We start from the raw sequence: 17,637 nt of genomic DNA, 5'->3' as shown, positions 1-17,637 counted from the left end.
CGCCGAGGGCCGGCCCCGTACCCGGCCGCGGGACGGCCAAACGCCCGGGATGTGTGAGCCGCCCGCGCCGGGGAACCGGCAGAGGGTGACTCGGGTGCGCACTGACCCTGGGCGCCGGTGGCGCCCCGTCCCGTCCCGCCGGTGGCGACGCGGGGCCGGCTCATGATCCGGCATGCGGGCTCGATGCCCGAGTGGTGGCGGCGCGCCTTCGAGGGCCCGTCGGCCTGGCCGGTGCGGATCATCGTCGCGGCGCTGGCGCTGCTGGGCTTCGCGGTGTCGCTGCGGCTGGCGCTGTTCCAGTACGGCGTGGCCGGCGCCCCGTGGGAGCCCTGGTTCGGCGACGGCAGCGTGCGCGTGCTCGACTCCGCGTTCTCCCAGGCCCTGCCGGTGCGCGACGCGGCCCTCGGCGCCGCCGCCTATCTGCTGGAGATGGTGCTGGAGCTCAGCGGGGGCACCCGCCGCTGGCGCCGCCGGCCGTGGCTGGTCCTGGCGCTCGGCCTGACCGCCGCCGCCATGGCGCTCACCGCGATCGGCCTGGTCCTGGTGCAGGCCCTGGTGGTGGGCACCTTCTGCACCCTGTGCCTGCTGTCGGCGGCGATCTCGCTGACCGTGCCGTTCCTCGTCGCCGAGGAGGTGGTGGCGGCGTGGCGGCAGATCCGCCGGGCCCACCGCTACGGGGTGCCGTGGAAGGTGGCGGTGCGCGGCGAAGGTGTTTGAACCCCGCCCGGTGGGATAGGTGGCGCCTCGATGCCGGACTACCCGTCCGGGGTGAGGGGGCGCGGTGCGCACGGAGGCGAAGGTGTTCGGGATCATCGCCGGGCTGATGTTCACCGCGGCGGCCGTCTACCTGTGGTGGACCGGGAGCGGCGCGGCCGGCCACACCGAGTGGGCCGGCGGCACCGCGCTGGTCGTGTCGGGCCTGATGAGCACGCTGTGCGCGGGCTACTTCGCGCTGGTCGCCCGCCGGATGCCGCCGCGGCCCGAGGACCGCCCGGACGCCGAGATCGCCGACGGGGCCGGCACGGTCGGGTACTTCGCCCCGCCCGGCTTCTGGCCGTTCGGCATCGCGATCGCGGTGGCCATCGGCGCCGTGGGGATCGCGCTGAGCCAGTGGTGGCTGCTGGGCACCGCCGTGGTCGCCGCGCTGCTGGCCATCGCCGGCCTGGTGTACGAGTTCTACGCCGGCTCCCCGGAGTCGCGGTGAGCCGGCGGGCGGCCCGCGTGCGGCGGGCGGCCCGGGCGGCGGACGAGCGCTTCCAGGGGGCCACGCCCCTGCGGCGGACGCTGAACAAGGTCTTCCCGGACAACTGGTCGTTCATGCTCGGCGAGCTGGCGCTGTACTCCTTCGTCATGCTCGTGCTGACCGGCATCATGCTGGCGCTGTTCTTCGATCCGTCGATGCGCGAGGTCCGCTACGACGGCTCCTACACGCCGCTGCGCGGGATGCCGATGTCGGCCGCCTACGACTCCGCCCTGCGGATCAGCTTCGACACCCGCGGCGGGCTGTTCCTGCGGCAGATGCACCACTGGTCGGCGAACCTGTTCATGGCCGCGATCGTCGTGCACATGGGCCGGATCTTCCTCACCGGCGCCTTCCGCAAGCCGCGCGAGGCGAACTGGGTCATCGGCATCCTGATGTTCTGGCTCGGGTTCGTCGAGGGGTTCGCCGGCTACTCCCTGCCCGACGACGGTTTGTCGGGCACGGGCCTGCGCATCGCCGGCAGCATCGTGGAGGCGCTGCCCATCGTCGGCACCTGGGTGTCCAGCGCCCTCTTCGGCGGCGAGTTCCCGGGCGAGCTGATCATCGGGCGGCTGTACATCGTCCACGTCCTGCTGGTGCCCGGGGCACTCGTCGCGCTCATCAGCGTGCACCTGGGCCTGATCGTCAAGCAGAAGCACACCCAGTGGCCCCGCCCCGGGCACACCAACGCCAACGTCGTCGGCGAGCGGATGGTGCCGGGCTTCGCCGGGCGCTCCACGGGGCTCGCGATCATCGTCTTCGCCGTGATCGCCGCGCTCGGCGGCCTCGTGCAGATCAACCCGCTGTGGCTGTTCGGCCCCTACGAGGCCGCCGTGGTCTCCGCGGCGAGCCAGCCCGACTGGTACGTCATGTTCCTCGACGGCGGCCTGCGGCTCATGCCGCCGTGGGAGATCCGCGGCTTCGGCTACACGCTGTCCCCGGTCTTCTGGCCCGGTGTCGTGCTGCCGGGGCTGCTGACCGTCCTCGCGATCGGCTATCCGTTCGGCCACGCCTGGCGGCATCGCGGCGAGGGCTACCAGAATCTGCTGCAGCGGCCCCGCGACGCGCCCACCCGCACCGCGGTCGGCGCCATGGCGTTGACCTTCTACCTGGTGCTCACCGTGTCGGCCGCCAACGACCTCATCGCCGACAAGTTCCACATCAGCCTCAACGCGATGATCTGGGCGGGCCGCATCGGCGCGGTGCTGCTGCCGCCGCTGGCGTTCTACGTCGCCCGCCGGCTGTGCCTGGGCTTCCAGCAGCAGGACCGCCGGCGGCTCGCGCACGGGCTGGAGACCGGCGTGGTCATCCGCATGCCCGACGGGGAGTACCGCGAGATCGAGCAGCCGCTCGCCCCCGCCGACGCCCTGCCGCTGCCCTACACCGGATGGGCGGTGCCGAAGCGGATGCAGCGCGTGGGCGCGGCCCGGCCGGTGCTGCCGGGGACCGCCGATGCCGGCACGAAGGAGACCGTCGATGCCGGGTCCGAAGGAGACGGCCGATGACTGAGCGTGCGGTGCTGCCGATCGATCCGGTGCACACCCCCGACCTGCCCGGGCCCCGCCGCCGCACCCTGCCCGGCTCCCGGGTCGTGGACCTGCTGGCGACCACGGACGCCAAGCGGATCGGCGTGATGTACTTCGTGACGTCGTTCGGCTTCTTCCTGCTGGGCGGCGTGCTGGCGCTGCTCATGCGGGCCGAGCTCGCGCGCCCGGGGCTGCAGTTGCTCTCCAGCGAGCAGTACAACCAGCTCTTCACGATGCACGGCACGATCATGCTGCTGCTGTTCGCCACGCCGCTGGTGTTCGGCTTCGGCAACTTCCTGGTGCCGCTGCAGATCGGCGCCGCCGACGTGTCCTTCCCGCGGCTCAACGCGCTCGCGTACTGGCTGTACCTCACCGGCGGCCTCATCACCATCGGCGGGTTCGTGAGCCCGGGCGGGGCGGCCGACTTCGGCTGGTTCGCCTACGCGCCGCTGAACAGCGAGCCGAACTCGCCCGGCGTCGGCAGCGACCTGTGGACGATGGGCCTGGTGGTGGCCGGCGTCGGCACGGTCATCGGCGCCGTCAACCTGATCACCACCGTGGTCACGCTGCGGGCGCCCGGCATGACCATGTTCCGGATGCCGATCCTGACCTGGAACATCTTCATCACCGCGATCATGGTGCTCATGGCGTTCCCGGTGCTCACCGCGGCCCTGCTCGTGCTGGAGGCCGACCGCAAGCTCGGCGCGCACGTCTACGACCCGGCGGTCGGCGGGGCGTTGCTGTGGCAGCACCTGTTCTGGTTCTTCGGCCATCCGGAGGTGTACATCGTCGCCCTGCCGTTCTTCGGCATCGTGACCGAGATCCTGCCGGTCTTCTCGCGCCGGCCGGTCTTCGGCTACAAGGGCCTGGTCGGGGCCACGATCGCCATCGCCATCCTGTCGATGGGGGTCTGGGCGCACCACATGTTCGTCACCGGGCAGGTGCTCCTGCCGTTCTTCTCCTTCCTGTCGTACCTCATCGCCGTCCCCACCGGCGTGAAGTTCTTCAACTGGATCGGCACCATGTGGCACGGCCAGCTGACGTTCCAGACCCCGATGCTGTGGTCGCTGGGCTTCCTCGTGACGTTCCTCTTCGGCGGGCTGTCCGGGGTGCTGCTGGCCTCGCCGCCGGTCGACTTCCACGTCAGCGACACGTACTTCGTCGTCGCGCACATGCACTACGTGCTGTTCGGCACGATCGTCTTCGCCGCGTTCGGCGGGCTCTACTTCTGGTTCCCGAAGATCACCGGCCGGATGCTCAACGAGCGGCTCGGCAAGGTGCACTTCTGGCTGACGTTCGTCGGCTTCCACACCACGTTCCTCGTCCAGCACTGGCTCGGCACGCGCGGGATGCCCCGCCGGTACGCGGACTACCTGCCCTCGGACGGCTTCACGACGTACAACACCATCTCCAGCATCGGCGCGCTCATCCTCGGGGTGTCGATGCTGCCGCTGCTGTACAACCTGTGGTCCTCCTACCGCTTCGGCCGCGTCGTGGAGGGCAACGACCCGTGGGGCTACACCAACTCCCTCGAGTGGGCCACCAGCTGCCCGCCGCCCCGGCACAACTTCACCCGCCTGCCGCGCATCCGCTCCAACCGGCCGGTGTTCGACGACGTGTACGGCCCGCAGGGGCACTGATCCCGGCCGGTCAGCCGGCCCGGCCCGCCGCGAGCGCGACCCGGTCGCGCCCGGCCCGCTTGGCCGCGTAGAGGGCGGCGTCGGCCCGGGCGACGAGCTCGTCCGAGCCCTCGCCGTCGGCCAGCATCGCGATGCCGGCCGAGAACGTCTGGCCCAGCGGCGTGGCCTCGCGCATGCGGTCCAGCACCCGCCCGGCCTCGTCCGCCGAGGCGTCGGGCAGCAGCACGACGAACTCCTCGCCGCCGTAGCGGGCGAGCAGGTCGGAGGCGCGCAGGTGGTGCTGCCAGGCGGCCGCCGCCTCCTTGAGCAGCCGGTCGCCGGCGGGGTGGCCGTAGCTGTCGTTGAACCGCTTGAAGTGGTCGAGGTCGACGAGCGCGACGGCGAGCGGCGTCCCGGCCCGGCGCGCACGCTCGACGGCGCGGGGCACCTCGGCGTTCCAGGCCCGCCGGTTCGCCAGCCCGGTGAGGTCGTCGGTGACGGCCAGCTCGCGGACCTTCTGCGACTGCACGTCGAGCTGGGTGAGCAGCTGGGACATGCGGGTCACGACGAGCAGGAACAGTGCCGCGCAGCCGAGGGCTATGGCCACGGCATCGGCGACCTCGCCGGTCAGCGCCTCGGCGAGCAGCAGTGCGGGGCCCACGAGCGAGGTCGAGGCCAGCACGGCGAGCATGCGCCGGCTGGGCCGCACGGGCCGCGGCGGGGCCGGGCGGGCGATGGTGCGCACGTCCGGGTGCAGCGCCGTGGCGCCGAACGCGAGGAACCCGGCCAGGTACACGTCGGCGAGCAGCTTGTGCGCCATCGGACCGGGCAGCAGGGCGAACTGGTTCACCACGACCCACGCGGTGTCCCCGGCGAGGAAGGCGATCAGGGCGGTGCCGAGCAGCCGGAACGACGTGTTGTGCGCCGCGCCGTCGAGCAGCAGCCGCACCGTCATGGCCAGCAGCACGATGTCGCCGACCGGGTAGGCGACGCTCACGACGTGCCCGAGCAGCCCGATGTCCGGGTCGGACGCCGCCGGCTTCACCATGAAGATCCACGCGAGCAGGCCGAGGCCGGTGGTCAGCGTCCCGGCGTCGACGACGGTGGACCAGTTGCGCAGCGGGCTGCGGCGCCGCAGGAGCAGGAACATGCCGGCCGCGGCGAACGGGTACAGCGACAGGTAGGCCGCGTCCGCCCACGACGGGAAGCCCGGGTCCGCCATGGTCCGGGTGAGGATCGCCTCCACGCCGATGCCGCTGGCGTTGCCGGCCACGCCGACGGCGACGAGCCACCACGCGGCCGGGGCGGCGGGCCGGTGCCGCCGGACGCCGACGACGATCGCCCCGGCGCCGAGCCACCCGCACGCGACCTGCCATATCGTCTGGGCCAGGCTGCCGTCGGGCACCACCAGGAACCCCGCCAGGATCAGCCCGGCGAGGGCGAGGTAGGCCGAGGCCAGCCGACTGCGTACCTGTTGCACGGCCATACCTTCGGCACGCGGCCCGCGATGCTGCGTTGCGCGAGCGGTGCGAACGCAGCGCGCCGCGGGTCCGTCACGTGCCGGCGAGCCGGGCCAGCTGCGGGGCCAGCCACGGCGCGACGACCTCGCGGACGCCGTCCGAGCCGGATGCGGCCGGTGGCGTCGTGCTCGGCGAGCAGCAGCGCCGTGATCAGGTAGCCGGAGAGCACGAAGAACAGGTCGACGCCCAGGAACCCGCCGGGCAGCACCCCCGGCAGCCCGTGGGCCAGCAGCACCCCGCCGAGCGCGACGGCCCGCAGCCCGTCCAGCGACGGCTGGTAGCGCAGCGACACGCGGCGCCCGTTGCCCCGGGCGGCGGCCGCGAAACACGATGGGCGGGCTAGCCCGCGGCCCCGGGCGGGTGCCCGGCGCGGCGTCGTTTGGCCGCGCGTGGGGCGGGCACAGCCTCCGTATGGATGAGATCGCCTCCGTGACGCCCTGCGAGGACGGGCCGCTGCTGCTGCGCGGCAACTTCACGCTGACGACCCAGGACGGGGAGGTCATCGACCCGGGCCGGCGGACCGTCGCGCTCTGCCGGTGCGGCCGGTCGGCGATCAAGCCCTTTTGCGACGGTACGCATAAGGTGGTGGGATTTCACGCCCCGAGCGCTCCGACCAGCGGCCGGCCGATCGCGTCGGACTGAGCCCGCAGCGAGGACTCGCCGGCCGCCCAGCGCGTCAGCAGGTGGCCGGCGAAGCGCGCGTCGAGGGCGAGGGCGCACGCGGCCCCGAAGAGCACCAGCGAGGACTGCTCCGGCCGGTCCGCGCAGTAGGAGCCGCACAGGTCGTTCGCGGCGATCTGCTCGTGCACCGCGTCGGCCTCGACGTGCTCGTCGTAGAAGCGGGTGGCGGCCGGGCCGAAGCCGAGCCGGCGCAGCCCGTTGCCGTAGCGGCGGTTGGGCAGTGACGAGGTCATCTCGTAGATCGCCAGGTGCCCCAGGATCGCGCCCAGCAGCCGCCGGTGCAGGCCGAACAGCGACATGAGATTGTTGACCGCCAGGGTGGCGGCCGGGGCGGCGTCGAGGTAGGCGCCGTAGGTGTCGTCGAGCCCGAGCTCGCGCATGGTGCCCCGGAACAGCTCGGCGTGCATGCGCTCGACGCGGCCGCCGCCGTACTCGTCGGTCTGCACCTCCACCAGGGCCGCCTTCGCCCGCCCGCCGAGCCGCGGGATCGCCCACGTGTGCGGGTCGGCCTCGCGCTGGTGGTAGATCGAACGGTGCGTGACGAACTCGCGGTACTGCTCGAGCGTGGCGCGGCCGGCGAGGTACTTCGACAGCGGCGGCCCGTCGTCGGCCGCCATCACGGCGGCCAGCGCGCGCGGCACCTCGGCGGGCGGCACGGGATCGGGCATCGGCACCAGACGGCGCAGCTCGGCCTCGAAGCAGCGCTCGGCGGCCTGGTGCAGCGCGATCCGGGACGGCTGCCACTCCCACGCGTCGTCGACGCCGTCGAAGCCGCGGTAGTGCAGCTCGTAGCCCATGTGCAGCACGAGCTGCAGGTCCTCGTCGTCGCTCGGCTCGATGAGGGGGATGTCACGCGGGGGACCGGCGAGCGCGTCGGCGAGGGCGGCCGACACGGGCCCGCGGGGCTGCGGTAGCTGCATGGGTGATGTCTTCCCGCGCAAACTTCGGTTAAGCATGAGAATTCGGGGAAGTCGGCAGGTCATGACCTCCACGATCGCGGCCCCGCCCGACGCCGACGCGGCACTGCGGCGGCTCGGGGACCGGCTCAAGGCCGCCGGCTACCGCTTCACGACGGTGACGCCGGCCACGCACGAGCGGGTCAACCGGCGGCCCGGCAACGCCCGCGGGCACAGCCTCACCGACGTGCTCGGCTGGAGCCGCCCGTTCGACCGCGCCGCCCTGCCCGCCGACGTCGTGGCGCTGCTGGACGCCGCCGGTGCGCTGCGGTGCGAGCGGGACGGCTGGCACAGCACGATCCGGGTCTCCGCCTACGACGGCGAGCTGTTCGTCCACTCGGCCTTCCCGGCGGCCGGGCGCGACGCGGTGTTCTTCGGCCCCGACACCCATCGCACCGTCGACGCCGTGCTCGCGCACCTGCGGGAGCGCGCGGCCGAGCGGGCGGACCCGCCGGCCCGGGTCGCCGACGTCGGCACCGGCAGCGGGGCCGTCGCCGTCGCGGTCGCCAAGCGGCTCCCCGGCGCCGAGGTGGTCGCGGTCGACATCAACCCGACGGCGCTGCGCTACGCCCGCGTCAACGCCGCCCTGGCCGGGCTGGGCAACGTCCGTCCCCGCGCCAGCGACCTGCTCGGCAACGTCTCCGGCGCCTTCGACCTCATTGTGTCCAACCCGCCGTTCATGATCGACCCGGAGGGCCGCGCCTACCGCGACGGCGGCGGCCCGCACGGCCACGACCTGCCCCTCGCGGTGCTGGACACGGCCGTGCACCGCCTCGCCCCGGGCGGGTCGCTGGTGCTGCTCAGCGGCACGGGCGTCACCGCCGGCCGCGACCCGCTGCTCGACGCGGCGACCGAGCGGCTGGCCGGCACCGGGATGCGCTGGACGTACCGCGAGATCGACCCCGACGTCTACGGCGAGAACCTGCAGGAGCCCGCGTACCGCCACGCCGACCGCATCGCCATCGCCCTGCTGACCGCGACGCGCCCGGCGGGGGCGAGCCGATGACGCTGACCGCCCTGAGCCCGGCCGAGGTCGCCCGGAGCCTGGCCGAGCCCACCCTGACCGTCGGGGTCGAGGAGGAGTTCCTCCTGCTCGACCCGCACTCGTGGCACAACGCGCCGCTGGCCGCCGCCGCCCGCGCCGCCCTGCCGGCCGACCTGCGCGAGCGCAGCCGGGTCGAGTTCCGCAGCAGCATGCTGGAGATGGTGAGCCCGGTCTGCACGCGGCTGCGGCAGTTGCAGGGCACGCTGCGGCAGAACCGGTCCGCCGCCGGCGCGGCCGCCGAGTCCGTCGGCGCCCGGCTCGTCGCGGTGGGCGCGACCCCGGTCGGCGAGCCCGACCTCGAGGTCGTGGACACCCCACGCTTCCACGCGATCGCCCGCCACTACGGCCCGATCGCCCACGACCCGGCCCTGTGCGGCTTCCACGTGCACGTCGGCGTGCCCGACCGGGAGCTCGCCATCCAGGTGTGCAACGCGATCCGGCCCTGGCTGCCGGCGCTGCAGGCCCTCACCGCGAACTCCCCGTTCAGCGCGGGCGCCGACACCGGCCACGCGAGCTGGCGCGGGATCGCCCTGGAGCGCTGGCCGAGCCTCGGCCCGGCGCCGTACCTGCACTCGTCCGCCGACTACGAGCGGGTCGTCGGGGAGCTCGTCGCGGCCGGTGTGATGCTCGACGCGTCGATGGTGTTGTGGTGGGCGCGGCCGTCGTCGCGCTACCCGACGGTGGAGATCCGCGTGGCCGACGTGGTCCCGACGGCCGCCGAGACCGTCGTCGTGGCCGGCCTCGCCCGCGCCCTGGTCGCCACCGCCATCGCCGACATCGCCGCGGACCGCGAGCCCCTGGTGCCACCGGAGCACCTGCTGCGCGCCGCGCACTGGAACGCCGCCCGCGCGGGCCTCGGCGGGACCCTGCTCGACCTGCGCACCCGCGCGCCCCGCCCGGCCTGGGACCTGGTCGACGACCTCGTGGCGACCGTCGGCGGCGCCCTCGACCGCCACGGCGACCGGCCCGACGTCGAGGCGGGCCTGGCCCACCTGCGCGAGCACGGCACCGGCGCCGACCGCCAGCGCCGCGCCGCCGCCGAGCGCGGCCTGCCCGGCGCGCTCGCCGCGCTCGCGGAGGCGACGGTCAGCGGCTGACGGGCGACCGCGAGCGGCTGACGTCGGCAGCGAGCGGCTGACGGCGGCAGCGAGCGGCTGACGGGCGGCCGATCGGCTGACGGGCGACCGAGCGGCTGACGGCGACGGTCAGCGGCTGACGTCGGCCGGCAGCAGGTGCACCACGGTGGGCGGGCGCTCCGACAGCGCCCGCACCCGCAGGTCGATCTCCTCGTCCGCGCCGGTGAGCCGGCCGGTGTGCTGGCGGAGGTGCTCGTCCCAGGTCGGCACCACGTAGACCTCGACCATCTCGCCGGCCACCTCGCCGGCGCGGAACAGGCCCCACCGCACGGCGCCGGTGCGCATCCGGGTGCGCCGCAGCGCGTCGGCCGAGGCCAGGAACGCCGGCTCGTTGCTGGGGGCGACGATGTACGTCACCTCGACCACGATCGGCCCGGCGAACCGCTCCGGCTCGACGGTCAGCCGCGGCTGCGGCCACGGGCGGGCCGGTTCCCGGTTGAGGTGCCGCGTCTCGATGAGCGGCCAGAACCGCACGGTCGCCGCTCCGGCCGCGATGACGGCGGCCGCGGCCAGCAGCGAGGGCACCAGCCCGAAGCGCACGGCGAGCAGTCCCCAGGCGAGCGCGCCCACCGCCTGCCCGCCGAAGAACGCGCTCTGGTAGGCCCCGAGCCCGCGCGCCCGCACCCAGTGCGGCAGGAACAGCTGGAGCCCGGCGTTGATGTTGGACAGCACCGCCATCCAGGCGAGCCCGGCGGGCACGAGCGCGAGCACGGCCACCGCCGGCACCCGCACCACGGACACCACGGCCAGCGCGACCGCGTAGACGAGACTGCCGGCCCAGAGCATCGCGTTGTCCGACAGCGCCGCCCGCAGCCGCGGCAGCCACACCGCCCCGAGCACCGCGCCGGTGCCGAGCGCGGCCAGCAGCAGGCCGTAGCCGCCCGCGCCCATGTGCAGCCGCTGGCTGGCCACGAGCGGGAGCAGGGCCCACAGCGCGACGGCGGGGACGATGAACAGCTCGACGCGCAGCAGGAACCGGCGCAGGGCGAGGGAGTGGCGCACGTACCGGCCGCCGGCGCGCAGGGCGGCGAAGAACGGCTCCGGCAGCGTGTCACCCGGTGCGGGGTGCCGCCGCCACAGGAACAGCACGATGGCGAAGCCCAGGAACGTGGCGGCGTTGATGCCGAACACGGCGGCGACGCCGGTGCGGGCGATGAGCACCCCGGCCACGGCCGGCCCGACGGCGCGGGCCAGGTTCACGCTGATCGAGCCGAGCGCGGCGGCCGAGGGCAGCTGGGCGCGCGGCACCAGCTCCGGGATCACCGCCTGGTACGTCGGGTTGGTCATCGCCGTGCCGCACCCGAGCGCGAAGGTGAGCGCCAGCAGCAGCCCCGGCGTCATCTGCCCGGCGATCGTCAGTCCGGTGAGCAGTACGCCGACCGCGAGCATGAACAGCTGCACCCAGATCAGCAGCCGCCGGCGGTCCAGCGAGTCGGCGAGCACCCCGGCGGGCAGCGCCAGCAGCACCACCGGCAGCGTGCCCGCGGTCTGCACGAGCGCGACGAGCGCGGCCGCGCCCGGCTGGTCGACGAGCAGCCACTGCGCCCCGACGGTCTGCATCCAGGTGCCGACCTGGCTGCCGAGCACGGCGAGCCACAGCACGCGGAACACGCCGATGCGCAGCGGGCCCCACGTCGAGGCGGGGACATTCGCGACGGTCGTCACCCTCCCGCCGCTACCCGTCGCCCGGTCGCGGAAACAACCGCCTCCGGTGGACGGCCGGTGGGGTGCGGGGCGAGCCGGCGACGGTCAGCCGGTGATGTAGCCGACGAGCGGGGCGTCCTGGGTCACGCAGGCGGCGGGGGTGAGGACCTCGGAGGCGGTGGCGCCGTCGGTGCCGGTGCGGAAGGTGCCGGGGGCGCCGGTGCAGGAGGTGGCGGTGTAGGTGATGCGGACGCCGCTGGGGTCCCAGGCGGGGTCGGTGCCGGTGCGGTCGCTGATCTGGTGCTGGTCGGTGCCGTCGGTGTGCATGAGCCAGATGGTGTCGTTGTGGACGTAGGCGATCTGGGTGTTGTCGGGGGAGAGGGTGGGCTGGCGGCTGACGGTGTCGGTGGTGAGGCGGGTGGTGTGGCCGGCATGCTTGAGGTAGATGGCGCCGTGGCTGGCGTAGACGGTGGGGTTGCTGGCGGTGGTGGTGGTGCTGGCGGCGGCGGTGGTGGTGCCGGCGAAGGCGGCCGCGACGGCGGCGATGCCGGCCAGCGCGAGCGTGTGCTTGATGGTCTTGGCGTTCATCCCTGCCCCCAGTGTGTGTCGCGTCCGTGTGACGCAGGGACCATCGGCGCAACCGTCCGGCACCTGAAGAAAACCGTCCGCGAACCGATGTGTTCGCGCGGCGAGGCTCGTCTCGACGGGCATGAGCGACGTCGCCGAGGCGGTGCGCATCGGGCTGGAGGCGGCCGGGGGCAAGAACCTGGAGGTCTTCTCCCCGACGATCGGGCGGCAACTGCTCCAGCGCTGACGCCTGCGGAGCGCGGGCCTGTCCGGCGCCCGGGTGCGCCCGAGCTGACGCCTGTGGAGCGCGGCTTGTCCGGCGCCCGGGTGACGCGGCACGGCTGGGCGATCGATTGACACCACGCTCCGTGATGGCGAACCTGGGTGGGCCAGGCCGTCCGTCATGTGCGCGAGGAGTCATCACAGGATGCCGTACCGTCACCGCCTGTGGATCGCCGCCGTGCTGACCCTCGCCGTGGCGGTCGCGGCCGGCCTGGGCTGGGCCACCCCGCGGGTCGCGGCCGAGATCCCCGTGGCCGGCGTACTCGTCAACGGCGTCGCGGTCGTCGATGAGGCCACCGGCCGCCCGGTGCTCGGCCTGAGCCCGCTCACCGACGGCACCGTGATCGACCTCACCCGGCTGGCCGGCCGCCGCCTCGCGCTGCGCACGGACGAGCAGGCGGACGTCGCGGTGCCGACCACGCCCGGTGAGTACACGGTGACGGACGACGAGGAGGCGATCCACTACTCGGTCACCACCGCTCCGGCCGCCCGCGCCCCGATCAGCGTGCTGTTCGTGGGCAACAGCCTGCTGGGCAGCTACACGACGGCCACCGGCGAGCACACGCCCGCCCTGGTGCGCCGGCTCGCGGCCGCCGCGGGCCGGCCGATCGACGTCACCACGGTCCTGCACTCCGGTTACACGCTGCGACAGACCTGGAACGACGGGCTGGTCGCGACCGCGATCAGCGCGGCGCGACGCTACGACTACGTTGTGCTGCAGGAGTACAGCACGCTGGTCGCCACGAACCCGGCGGCGGCGACGGACACGCTGCTGCACACGTACGCCCCGGCGCTGCGGCGGGTGCTGAAGCCGGGCGGCCGCGTGGTCCTGTTCAAGAACTGGGCGCTGGCCGACCCGGCCCCGTTCCCGTCCCGCACCGTGGCGAAGGCCGCGATCGACGAGCACTACGCGGACCTCTCGGCCGCCCTGGACCTGCCGAACCTGCTCGCCCCGATCGGCGACGAGTTCGAGACGGTCATCGCCGGGCGGGGCACGTCCTACCTGATCGTCCCGGACGGCAAGCACCCGACCGACGCCGCGCGGTACCTGGACGCGGTGACGCTCTACGGCATCGTGTTCCAGGAGTCGCCCCGGGACCTGTCGGACCTCTACGTGCCGGCCGCCGAGGCGGCGGCGCTGCGCTCGGTGGCCGCGGCCGCGATCGGCTACTGACGGGTCCCGCGGCGGCGCCGCGCTCGGTCGCCGGCCGCACCCGCGATGGGCTACTGACGGGCTCCGCGGCGGCGTTGCGCTCGGTCGGCCGGCCGCGGCCGGGATCGGCTACCGGGAGGGCCGCGGTGGCGGGCTGAAGGCGAACACGTAGGACTCGCCGCCGCCGGTCGCGCTCAGGGCGGTACCGTCGCCGGACCAACGGCAGTCGTTGAGCAGCCGGGCGTCGACCCGCGCCGACGCGCTCAGCTCGCCGGTGCGCACCTGCCACACGTGCAGGACGCCGCCGTGACCGCCCGCCGCGATCCACTCGCCGTCCGGCGCGATCGCCACCGTGGCCGGCCAGTCGGTCAGCCCGAACAGCACCGTGCGCGGCTTGCCGGTGCGGGCGTCCCAGGTCCGCACGGTGCGGTCCCAGCCCGCGGTGGCCAGCCACGTCCCGTCGGGCGCCAGGGCGACGGCGGCCACGGCGTGCGTGTGGGCGCGGATGACCCGCCGGTTGCGGCCGGTCGCTACGTCGACGATGCGCAGCCGCCCGTCGGAGCACGCCAGCGCGAGCCATCGGCCGTCGGCGCCGAAGGCGAGGCCGTGCACCTGCTTGCAGTTGATGCGCACGCGGCACAGCACCTTGCCGGTCGCGACGTGCCAGACGACCACGACGGCACCGGCGATCGCGGCGAGCAGGCGCCCGTCCCGCGACGCCGCCCGCGGCCGGGTCGTGTCGCCCGCCGCGTCCGGCAGCGTGCGCGGCCGGTCCCCGCCCGTGTCCCAGATGCGCACGGCGCCGTGCTCGCTGCCGGCGTACCAGGACCCGTCGGGCGCGGCGACCAGGGCCCGCACCGGCTCCCGCGCCTCGAGGGTGTGCACGGGCTTGCCGGTGTCGGCGTCGCGGACCTGCGTGCCGACCCAGACCTGGTCGGCCCCCGCGACCAGGCCCGCGATCCGCTCGGGGGCCTCGTCGCCGCCGGCCTCGGCGAGCAGGTCGGCCACGTCCCAGATCCGCACCGCCGGGTCCCGCACCGCGACCACGGCGAGCCAGTCGCCGGCGGGCCCGATGCGCACGCGGCTGAGCCCGAAGCCGGGCACGCTCACGACCGCCCGGCAGCGCCCCGTACGGGCGTCCCAGAGCCGCAGCGTCCCGTCGTGCGAGGTGCTGGCCAGCCAGCCGCCGTCCGGGGCGACCGCGACATCGCTGACCGCGCCCGTGTGCCCGCGCAGCACCGCGCGCGGCTCGGCCCCGCCGGCGTTCCACATCACCACCGTTCCCTCGCTCGTACCGGCGGCCAGCCACCCGCCGCCGGGCGCGACCGCGATGCGGCTCACGGTCGCCTCGGGCCCGCGCAGCAGCGCCCGGGTGGCGCCGGAGCCGGTGTCGCGCAGCTCGACGCGCAGCCCGTTGTCGCGGTACGCCGCGGCGATCCAGCGCCCGTCGGGCGCGACCGCGGCGGCGTTGAGCGGCCACGAGTACCGATGCGCCGGCAGCTCCCGGCCGGCCCGCACGTCCCAGCGGTACACGCCGTCCCAGCGCGCGACGGCGAGCCAGTCCCCGTCCGGCCCGACGGCCATCGACTGCGGCCAGTGGAACACCTCGGGCAGCTCCCCGCGGACCCGCCCGGAGCGCACGTCGACGAGCCGCACGACGCGGTCCTCGCCGACGCCGGCCAGCCACGTCCCGTCGGGCGCGACGGCGAGGCGGCTCAGGCCGGTCGCGGCGGCGGGCAGCGGACGCCGGAGCCCGGTGGCGACGTCCCACACCTCCAGCGGCCGCCGGCTCCCGCCGACGGCGAGCCACGACCCGTCCGGCGCGAGCGCGACCCCGGTGATGGGCCCACCGGCGGCGATGACCCGGCGCGGGGCGGGCGACTCGGGCCGCCGGACCGTCTGCAGGAGCCGGGCGCCGCCGGGCTCCCGCGACGCGGCGAAGTCGTCGGCGGCCTCCCGCAGCTCCGGTACGGCCCGAGCCTGCCCGATCAGCGCGTCGGTGACCGAGTGTGCCGGCTCGAGCGGCTGCAGCAGGTGCGCGTGGCGGGCGAGCACGCCACGCAGCGCCGCCGCCTCGGCCCCGGCGACGTTCGCGAGCGCGGCCTCCGCGGCCGCCGGCCCGTCGCGCCGCACCAGCCCGTCGATCCACGCGAAGTCCACCAAGCGTTGACGGCGTTCCATGACGTTCCAGACGATCAAGGCCCGCGCGCGGTTGCCTGCTCAGGACGGTCGCGCAGGACGCGGCGGCGATGCGGGGCTAAAGTGGCGATTTGTGCGGAGTTCGTTGCTCATCCTCGGTCTCACCCTGGCGATCGCGGCCGCCTGTGCCCCGGCGGACGGCACCGGGACGGCCGCGCCGAGCACTGCCCCGGCCGCGAACGTGAGCGCCTGCGCCGCGCCGATGCCGGGCACCAGCGCGGCGCCCGAGGACGTGCTCGACGCCACGAAAGCCCTGATGGGCGCCCTCGACGACGATCAGCGCTCGGCGCTGGCCGGCCCCGGGCTGTCGCTGCACTCGCTCGGCGCCGTGCAGCGCGCCGCCGTGCTGGGCGTGCTCAAGGCGGGGCTGAGCGACCGCGACTACCGGCAGCTGGCCGACGCCGGCATCGACGGGTATCGCGTCCGCGTCCTCGGCACCCCCAGCGCCGGCGGTGCCTGGACGGTCCAGGTCGGCGGCGCCGGCGGCGTGCTCGACTTCACGGTCAGCGAGGGGATCGTCACCACGTCGTGCTACGGCGCGGCGGGCTGGAGCTCCTGACCGTCCCGCGCGGCCTGGGCGGGTGCGGGTCGGCGGCGCCGCTCGATGTCGCGGTCAGCAACGGGGTCGTCACCGCGTCGGTGCTACGGCGCGGCGGGCTGGAGCTCCTGACCGTTCCGCGCCGCCTGGGCGTGTGGTGACGTCCGCTCGTCGTACCGGGTGAAACCGGGCATGAGCACCGTGCACAGGGCGACGGCGCCGGTGCAGAGCAGCCCGCCGGCCGCGATCGCGCCCCGCAGCCCGACCGCGCCCGCCATGAGCCCGGCGCGCAGCTGGCCGGCGGTCGGGCCGATCGAGTACGACAGCAGCTCGATCCCGGCCAGCCGTCCGCGCAGGTGGTCGGGGATGGTCTGGTTCCAGATCGTCGAGCGGAACAGGCCGCTGACCATGTCCGCCCCGCCCGCCACGATGAGCAGCGCGATCGCGATCCCGATGTTCGGGGCGAGCCCGAAACCGGCGATGGCCAGCCCCCACACGCCGGCCGCGATGAGCACCATCAGCCCGTGCCGGTGCACCCGTGACGCCCACCCGCTCGTGAGCGAGACCAGCATCGCGCCGATGGGGATGCAGGCGTACAGCAGCCCGAGCGCCCAGCGCGCGTGCAGCTCGTCGGCGACGAACGGGTACAGCGCGACCGGCATCGCCAGGAACATCGCCGCGATGTCGACGAAGTAGGTGCCCAGCAGCTCCGGACGGGACCACGCGTACCGCGCGCCGCGCGCGATCCCGCGCAGGCTCGGGCGCTCGGCCTCGGCCGAGGGCGGCACCGGGCGCAGCGCCCACAGCAGCCCGATCGAGACCAGGAACGTGAGCACGTCCACGGCGTACGCCAGCCGGACGCCGGCCAGCGCGACCAGCACCCCGCCGACGGCCGGCCCGCCCACGGCACCGATCTGCCAGCGCACGCTGGAGATCGCGTTCGCCGCGGTCTGCTCGTCGCGGGGCACCAGCCGGGGCGTCATTGCGTCGAGGGAGGGCCGCTGGAGCCCGTCGAGCGCGGCGACGGAGCCCGCCACGACGTACAGCGGCCACACCGCCGGATGCGGCATCATCGCGTTGACCAGCAGCGCCGCGGTGCACAGCGCCATCGCGAACTCGCAGATCAGCACCACTTTGCGCCGATCGGCCGCGTCGGCGATCGCGCCGCCCCAGAGGCCGCTGAGCACCATCGGCACCAGCTCGACGACGCCGACCGCCCCGACCGCGACGTAGGAGCCGGTGAGCTGCTTGAGCTGGAACGGTACCGCCACGACGGCGATGAAGCTGCCGAACATCGTGATCGCGCCGCTGGCCATGAGCAGCCGGAAGTCGCGACGCCGCAGGGGCCGGAGGTCCATGCGGAGATGCCGCAGCCGTTTCAACACGGCGGGCAGCGTAACGACCACTTCCCGCCCCGGCACCCGAATTACTCGTTCGTGCTCTCCCACTGGGCACCCTTGTCAGCGCGTTCTCCGCACCGTTTCTGCGCGTGCTCGTCTCGGCGTGCCGTCGCTCGCTTGCGGCAGGTGCT

16 protein-coding genes are annotated in these 17,637 nt (G+C 74.6%); 9 read left to right on the top strand and 7 right to left on the bottom strand.

The genetic code is table 11. The annotated features are described in order from the left end of the window. The first annotated feature begins 141 nt into the window (after positions 1–141). The 4 genes from ACQP1P_RS25805 to ctaD all read left to right on the top strand — a co-directional run bounded on the left by ACQP1P_RS25805 (position 142) and on the right by ctaD (position 4,406). Positions 142–717, top strand: a complete 576-nt coding sequence (locus tag ACQP1P_RS25805) for a vitamin K epoxide reductase family protein (RefSeq protein ID WP_433073562.1) — start codon at positions 142–144, stop codon at positions 715–717. Between the two features lie 64 nt (positions 718–781). Further along, positions 782–1,204 carry an aa3-type cytochrome oxidase subunit IV gene (gene ctaF / locus ACQP1P_RS25800; RefSeq protein ID WP_433073560.1) on the top strand — a complete coding sequence of 141 codons (423 nt, stop codon included), beginning with the start codon at positions 782–784 and terminating at the stop codon, positions 1,202–1,204. Continuing rightward, positions 1,201–2,745, top strand: a complete 1,545-nt coding sequence (gene qcrB / locus ACQP1P_RS25795; protein WP_433073557.1) for a cytochrome bc1 complex cytochrome b subunit — start codon at positions 1,201–1,203, stop codon at positions 2,743–2,745. Before ctaF ends, qcrB begins: the two co-directional genes overlap by 4 nt. After that, positions 2,742–4,406: an aa3-type cytochrome oxidase subunit I gene (ctaD, locus tag ACQP1P_RS25790; protein ID WP_433073554.1), complete on the top strand. Its 1,665-nt coding sequence runs from the start codon at positions 2,742–2,744 to the stop codon at positions 4,404–4,406. Before qcrB ends, ctaD begins: the two co-directional genes overlap by 4 nt. Before the next feature lie 10 nt (positions 4,407–4,416). Here the strand turns inward: ctaD and ACQP1P_RS25785 are convergent, their stop codons facing one another. Then, positions 4,417–5,865, bottom strand: a complete 1,449-nt coding sequence (locus ACQP1P_RS25785; RefSeq protein ID WP_433073551.1) for a GGDEF domain-containing protein — start codon at positions 5,863–5,865, stop codon at positions 4,417–4,419. Next, on the bottom strand, positions 5,811–6,197 hold the full coding sequence (locus ACQP1P_RS25780; RefSeq protein ID WP_433073548.1) for an acyltransferase family protein: 387 nt from the start codon (positions 6,195–6,197) through the stop codon (positions 5,811–5,813). Before ACQP1P_RS25780 ends, ACQP1P_RS25785 begins: the two co-directional genes overlap by 55 nt. Positions 6,198–6,316: 119 nt before the next feature. On the opposite strand from ACQP1P_RS25780, the gene ACQP1P_RS25775 reads away from it, so the two are divergent. Then, entirely contained in the window at positions 6,317–6,547 is a 231-nt protein-coding gene (locus tag ACQP1P_RS25775; protein WP_433073545.1) for a CDGSH iron-sulfur domain-containing protein, read from the top strand. Here the strand turns inward: ACQP1P_RS25775 and ACQP1P_RS25770 are convergent. After that, positions 6,499–7,506: an iron-containing redox enzyme family protein gene (locus ACQP1P_RS25770; RefSeq protein ID WP_433073542.1), complete on the bottom strand. Its 1,008-nt coding sequence runs from the start codon at positions 7,504–7,506 to the stop codon at positions 6,499–6,501. The two genes, ACQP1P_RS25775 and ACQP1P_RS25770, sit on opposite strands and share 49 nt — an antisense overlap. A gap of 61 nt (positions 7,507–7,567) precedes the next feature. Between ACQP1P_RS25770 and ACQP1P_RS25765 the strand changes: the two genes are divergently transcribed. Together ACQP1P_RS25765 and ACQP1P_RS25760 are read left to right on the top strand one after the other, a co-directional pair. Further along, a complete protein-coding gene (locus ACQP1P_RS25765) occupies positions 7,568–8,548 on the top strand; it encodes a methyltransferase (protein WP_433073539.1) in 981 nt (326 codons plus the stop codon). Next, positions 8,545–9,684, top strand: a complete 1,140-nt coding sequence (locus ACQP1P_RS25760) for a carboxylate-amine ligase (RefSeq protein ID WP_433073536.1) — start codon at positions 8,545–8,547, stop codon at positions 9,682–9,684. The genes ACQP1P_RS25765 and ACQP1P_RS25760 overlap by 4 nt, the downstream gene beginning before the upstream one ends. Positions 9,685–9,792: 108 nt before the next feature. Here the strand turns inward: ACQP1P_RS25760 and ACQP1P_RS25755 are convergent, their stop codons facing one another. Beyond that, on the bottom strand, positions 9,793–11,388 hold the full coding sequence (locus tag ACQP1P_RS25755; RefSeq protein ID WP_433073533.1) for an MFS transporter: 1,596 nt from the start codon (positions 11,386–11,388) through the stop codon (positions 9,793–9,795). Between the two features lie 84 nt (positions 11,389–11,472). Then, entirely contained in the window at positions 11,473–11,955 is a 483-nt protein-coding gene (locus ACQP1P_RS25750; RefSeq protein WP_433073530.1) for a TolB family protein, read from the bottom strand. A 406-nt stretch (positions 11,956–12,361) separates the two neighbouring features. Between ACQP1P_RS25750 and ACQP1P_RS25745 the strand changes: the two genes are divergently transcribed. Beyond that, positions 12,362–13,390 (top strand): hypothetical protein, encoded by a 1,029-nt coding sequence (locus ACQP1P_RS25745; RefSeq protein ID WP_433073527.1) that lies wholly within the window; start codon positions 12,362–12,364, stop codon positions 13,388–13,390. 108 nt (positions 13,391–13,498) lie between these two features. Here the strand turns inward: ACQP1P_RS25745 and ACQP1P_RS25740 are convergent, their stop codons facing one another. Next, complete coding sequence (locus ACQP1P_RS25740; RefSeq protein ID WP_433073524.1) at positions 13,499–15,550, bottom strand: hypothetical protein; 2,052 nt, start codon at positions 15,548–15,550, stop codon at positions 13,499–13,501. Between the two features lie 91 nt (positions 15,551–15,641). On the opposite strand from ACQP1P_RS25740, the gene ACQP1P_RS25735 reads away from it, so the two are divergent. Beyond that, the gene (locus ACQP1P_RS25735) at positions 15,642–16,127 is read left to right on the top strand and encodes a DUF3500 domain-containing protein (RefSeq protein ID WP_433073521.1); all 486 of its coding nucleotides are present in this window, start codon (positions 15,642–15,644) and stop codon (positions 16,125–16,127) included. An 83-nt stretch (positions 16,128–16,210) separates the two neighbouring features. Here the strand turns inward: ACQP1P_RS25735 and ACQP1P_RS25730 are convergent, their stop codons facing one another. Then, positions 16,211–17,491, bottom strand: coding sequence for an MFS transporter (locus tag ACQP1P_RS25730; protein ID WP_433073519.1), 1,281 nt, complete (start codon positions 17,489–17,491; stop codon positions 16,211–16,213). Positions 17,492–17,637 lie beyond the last annotated feature (146 nt).

This window comes from Dactylosporangium sp. CA-052675, from assembly GCF_050947935.1.
Lineage (GTDB): Bacteria > Actinomycetota > Actinomycetes > Mycobacteriales > Micromonosporaceae > Dactylosporangium.
Note: the sequence above shows the minus strand (reverse complement) of the source record. Positions and strands in the feature narration are given on the sequence as shown.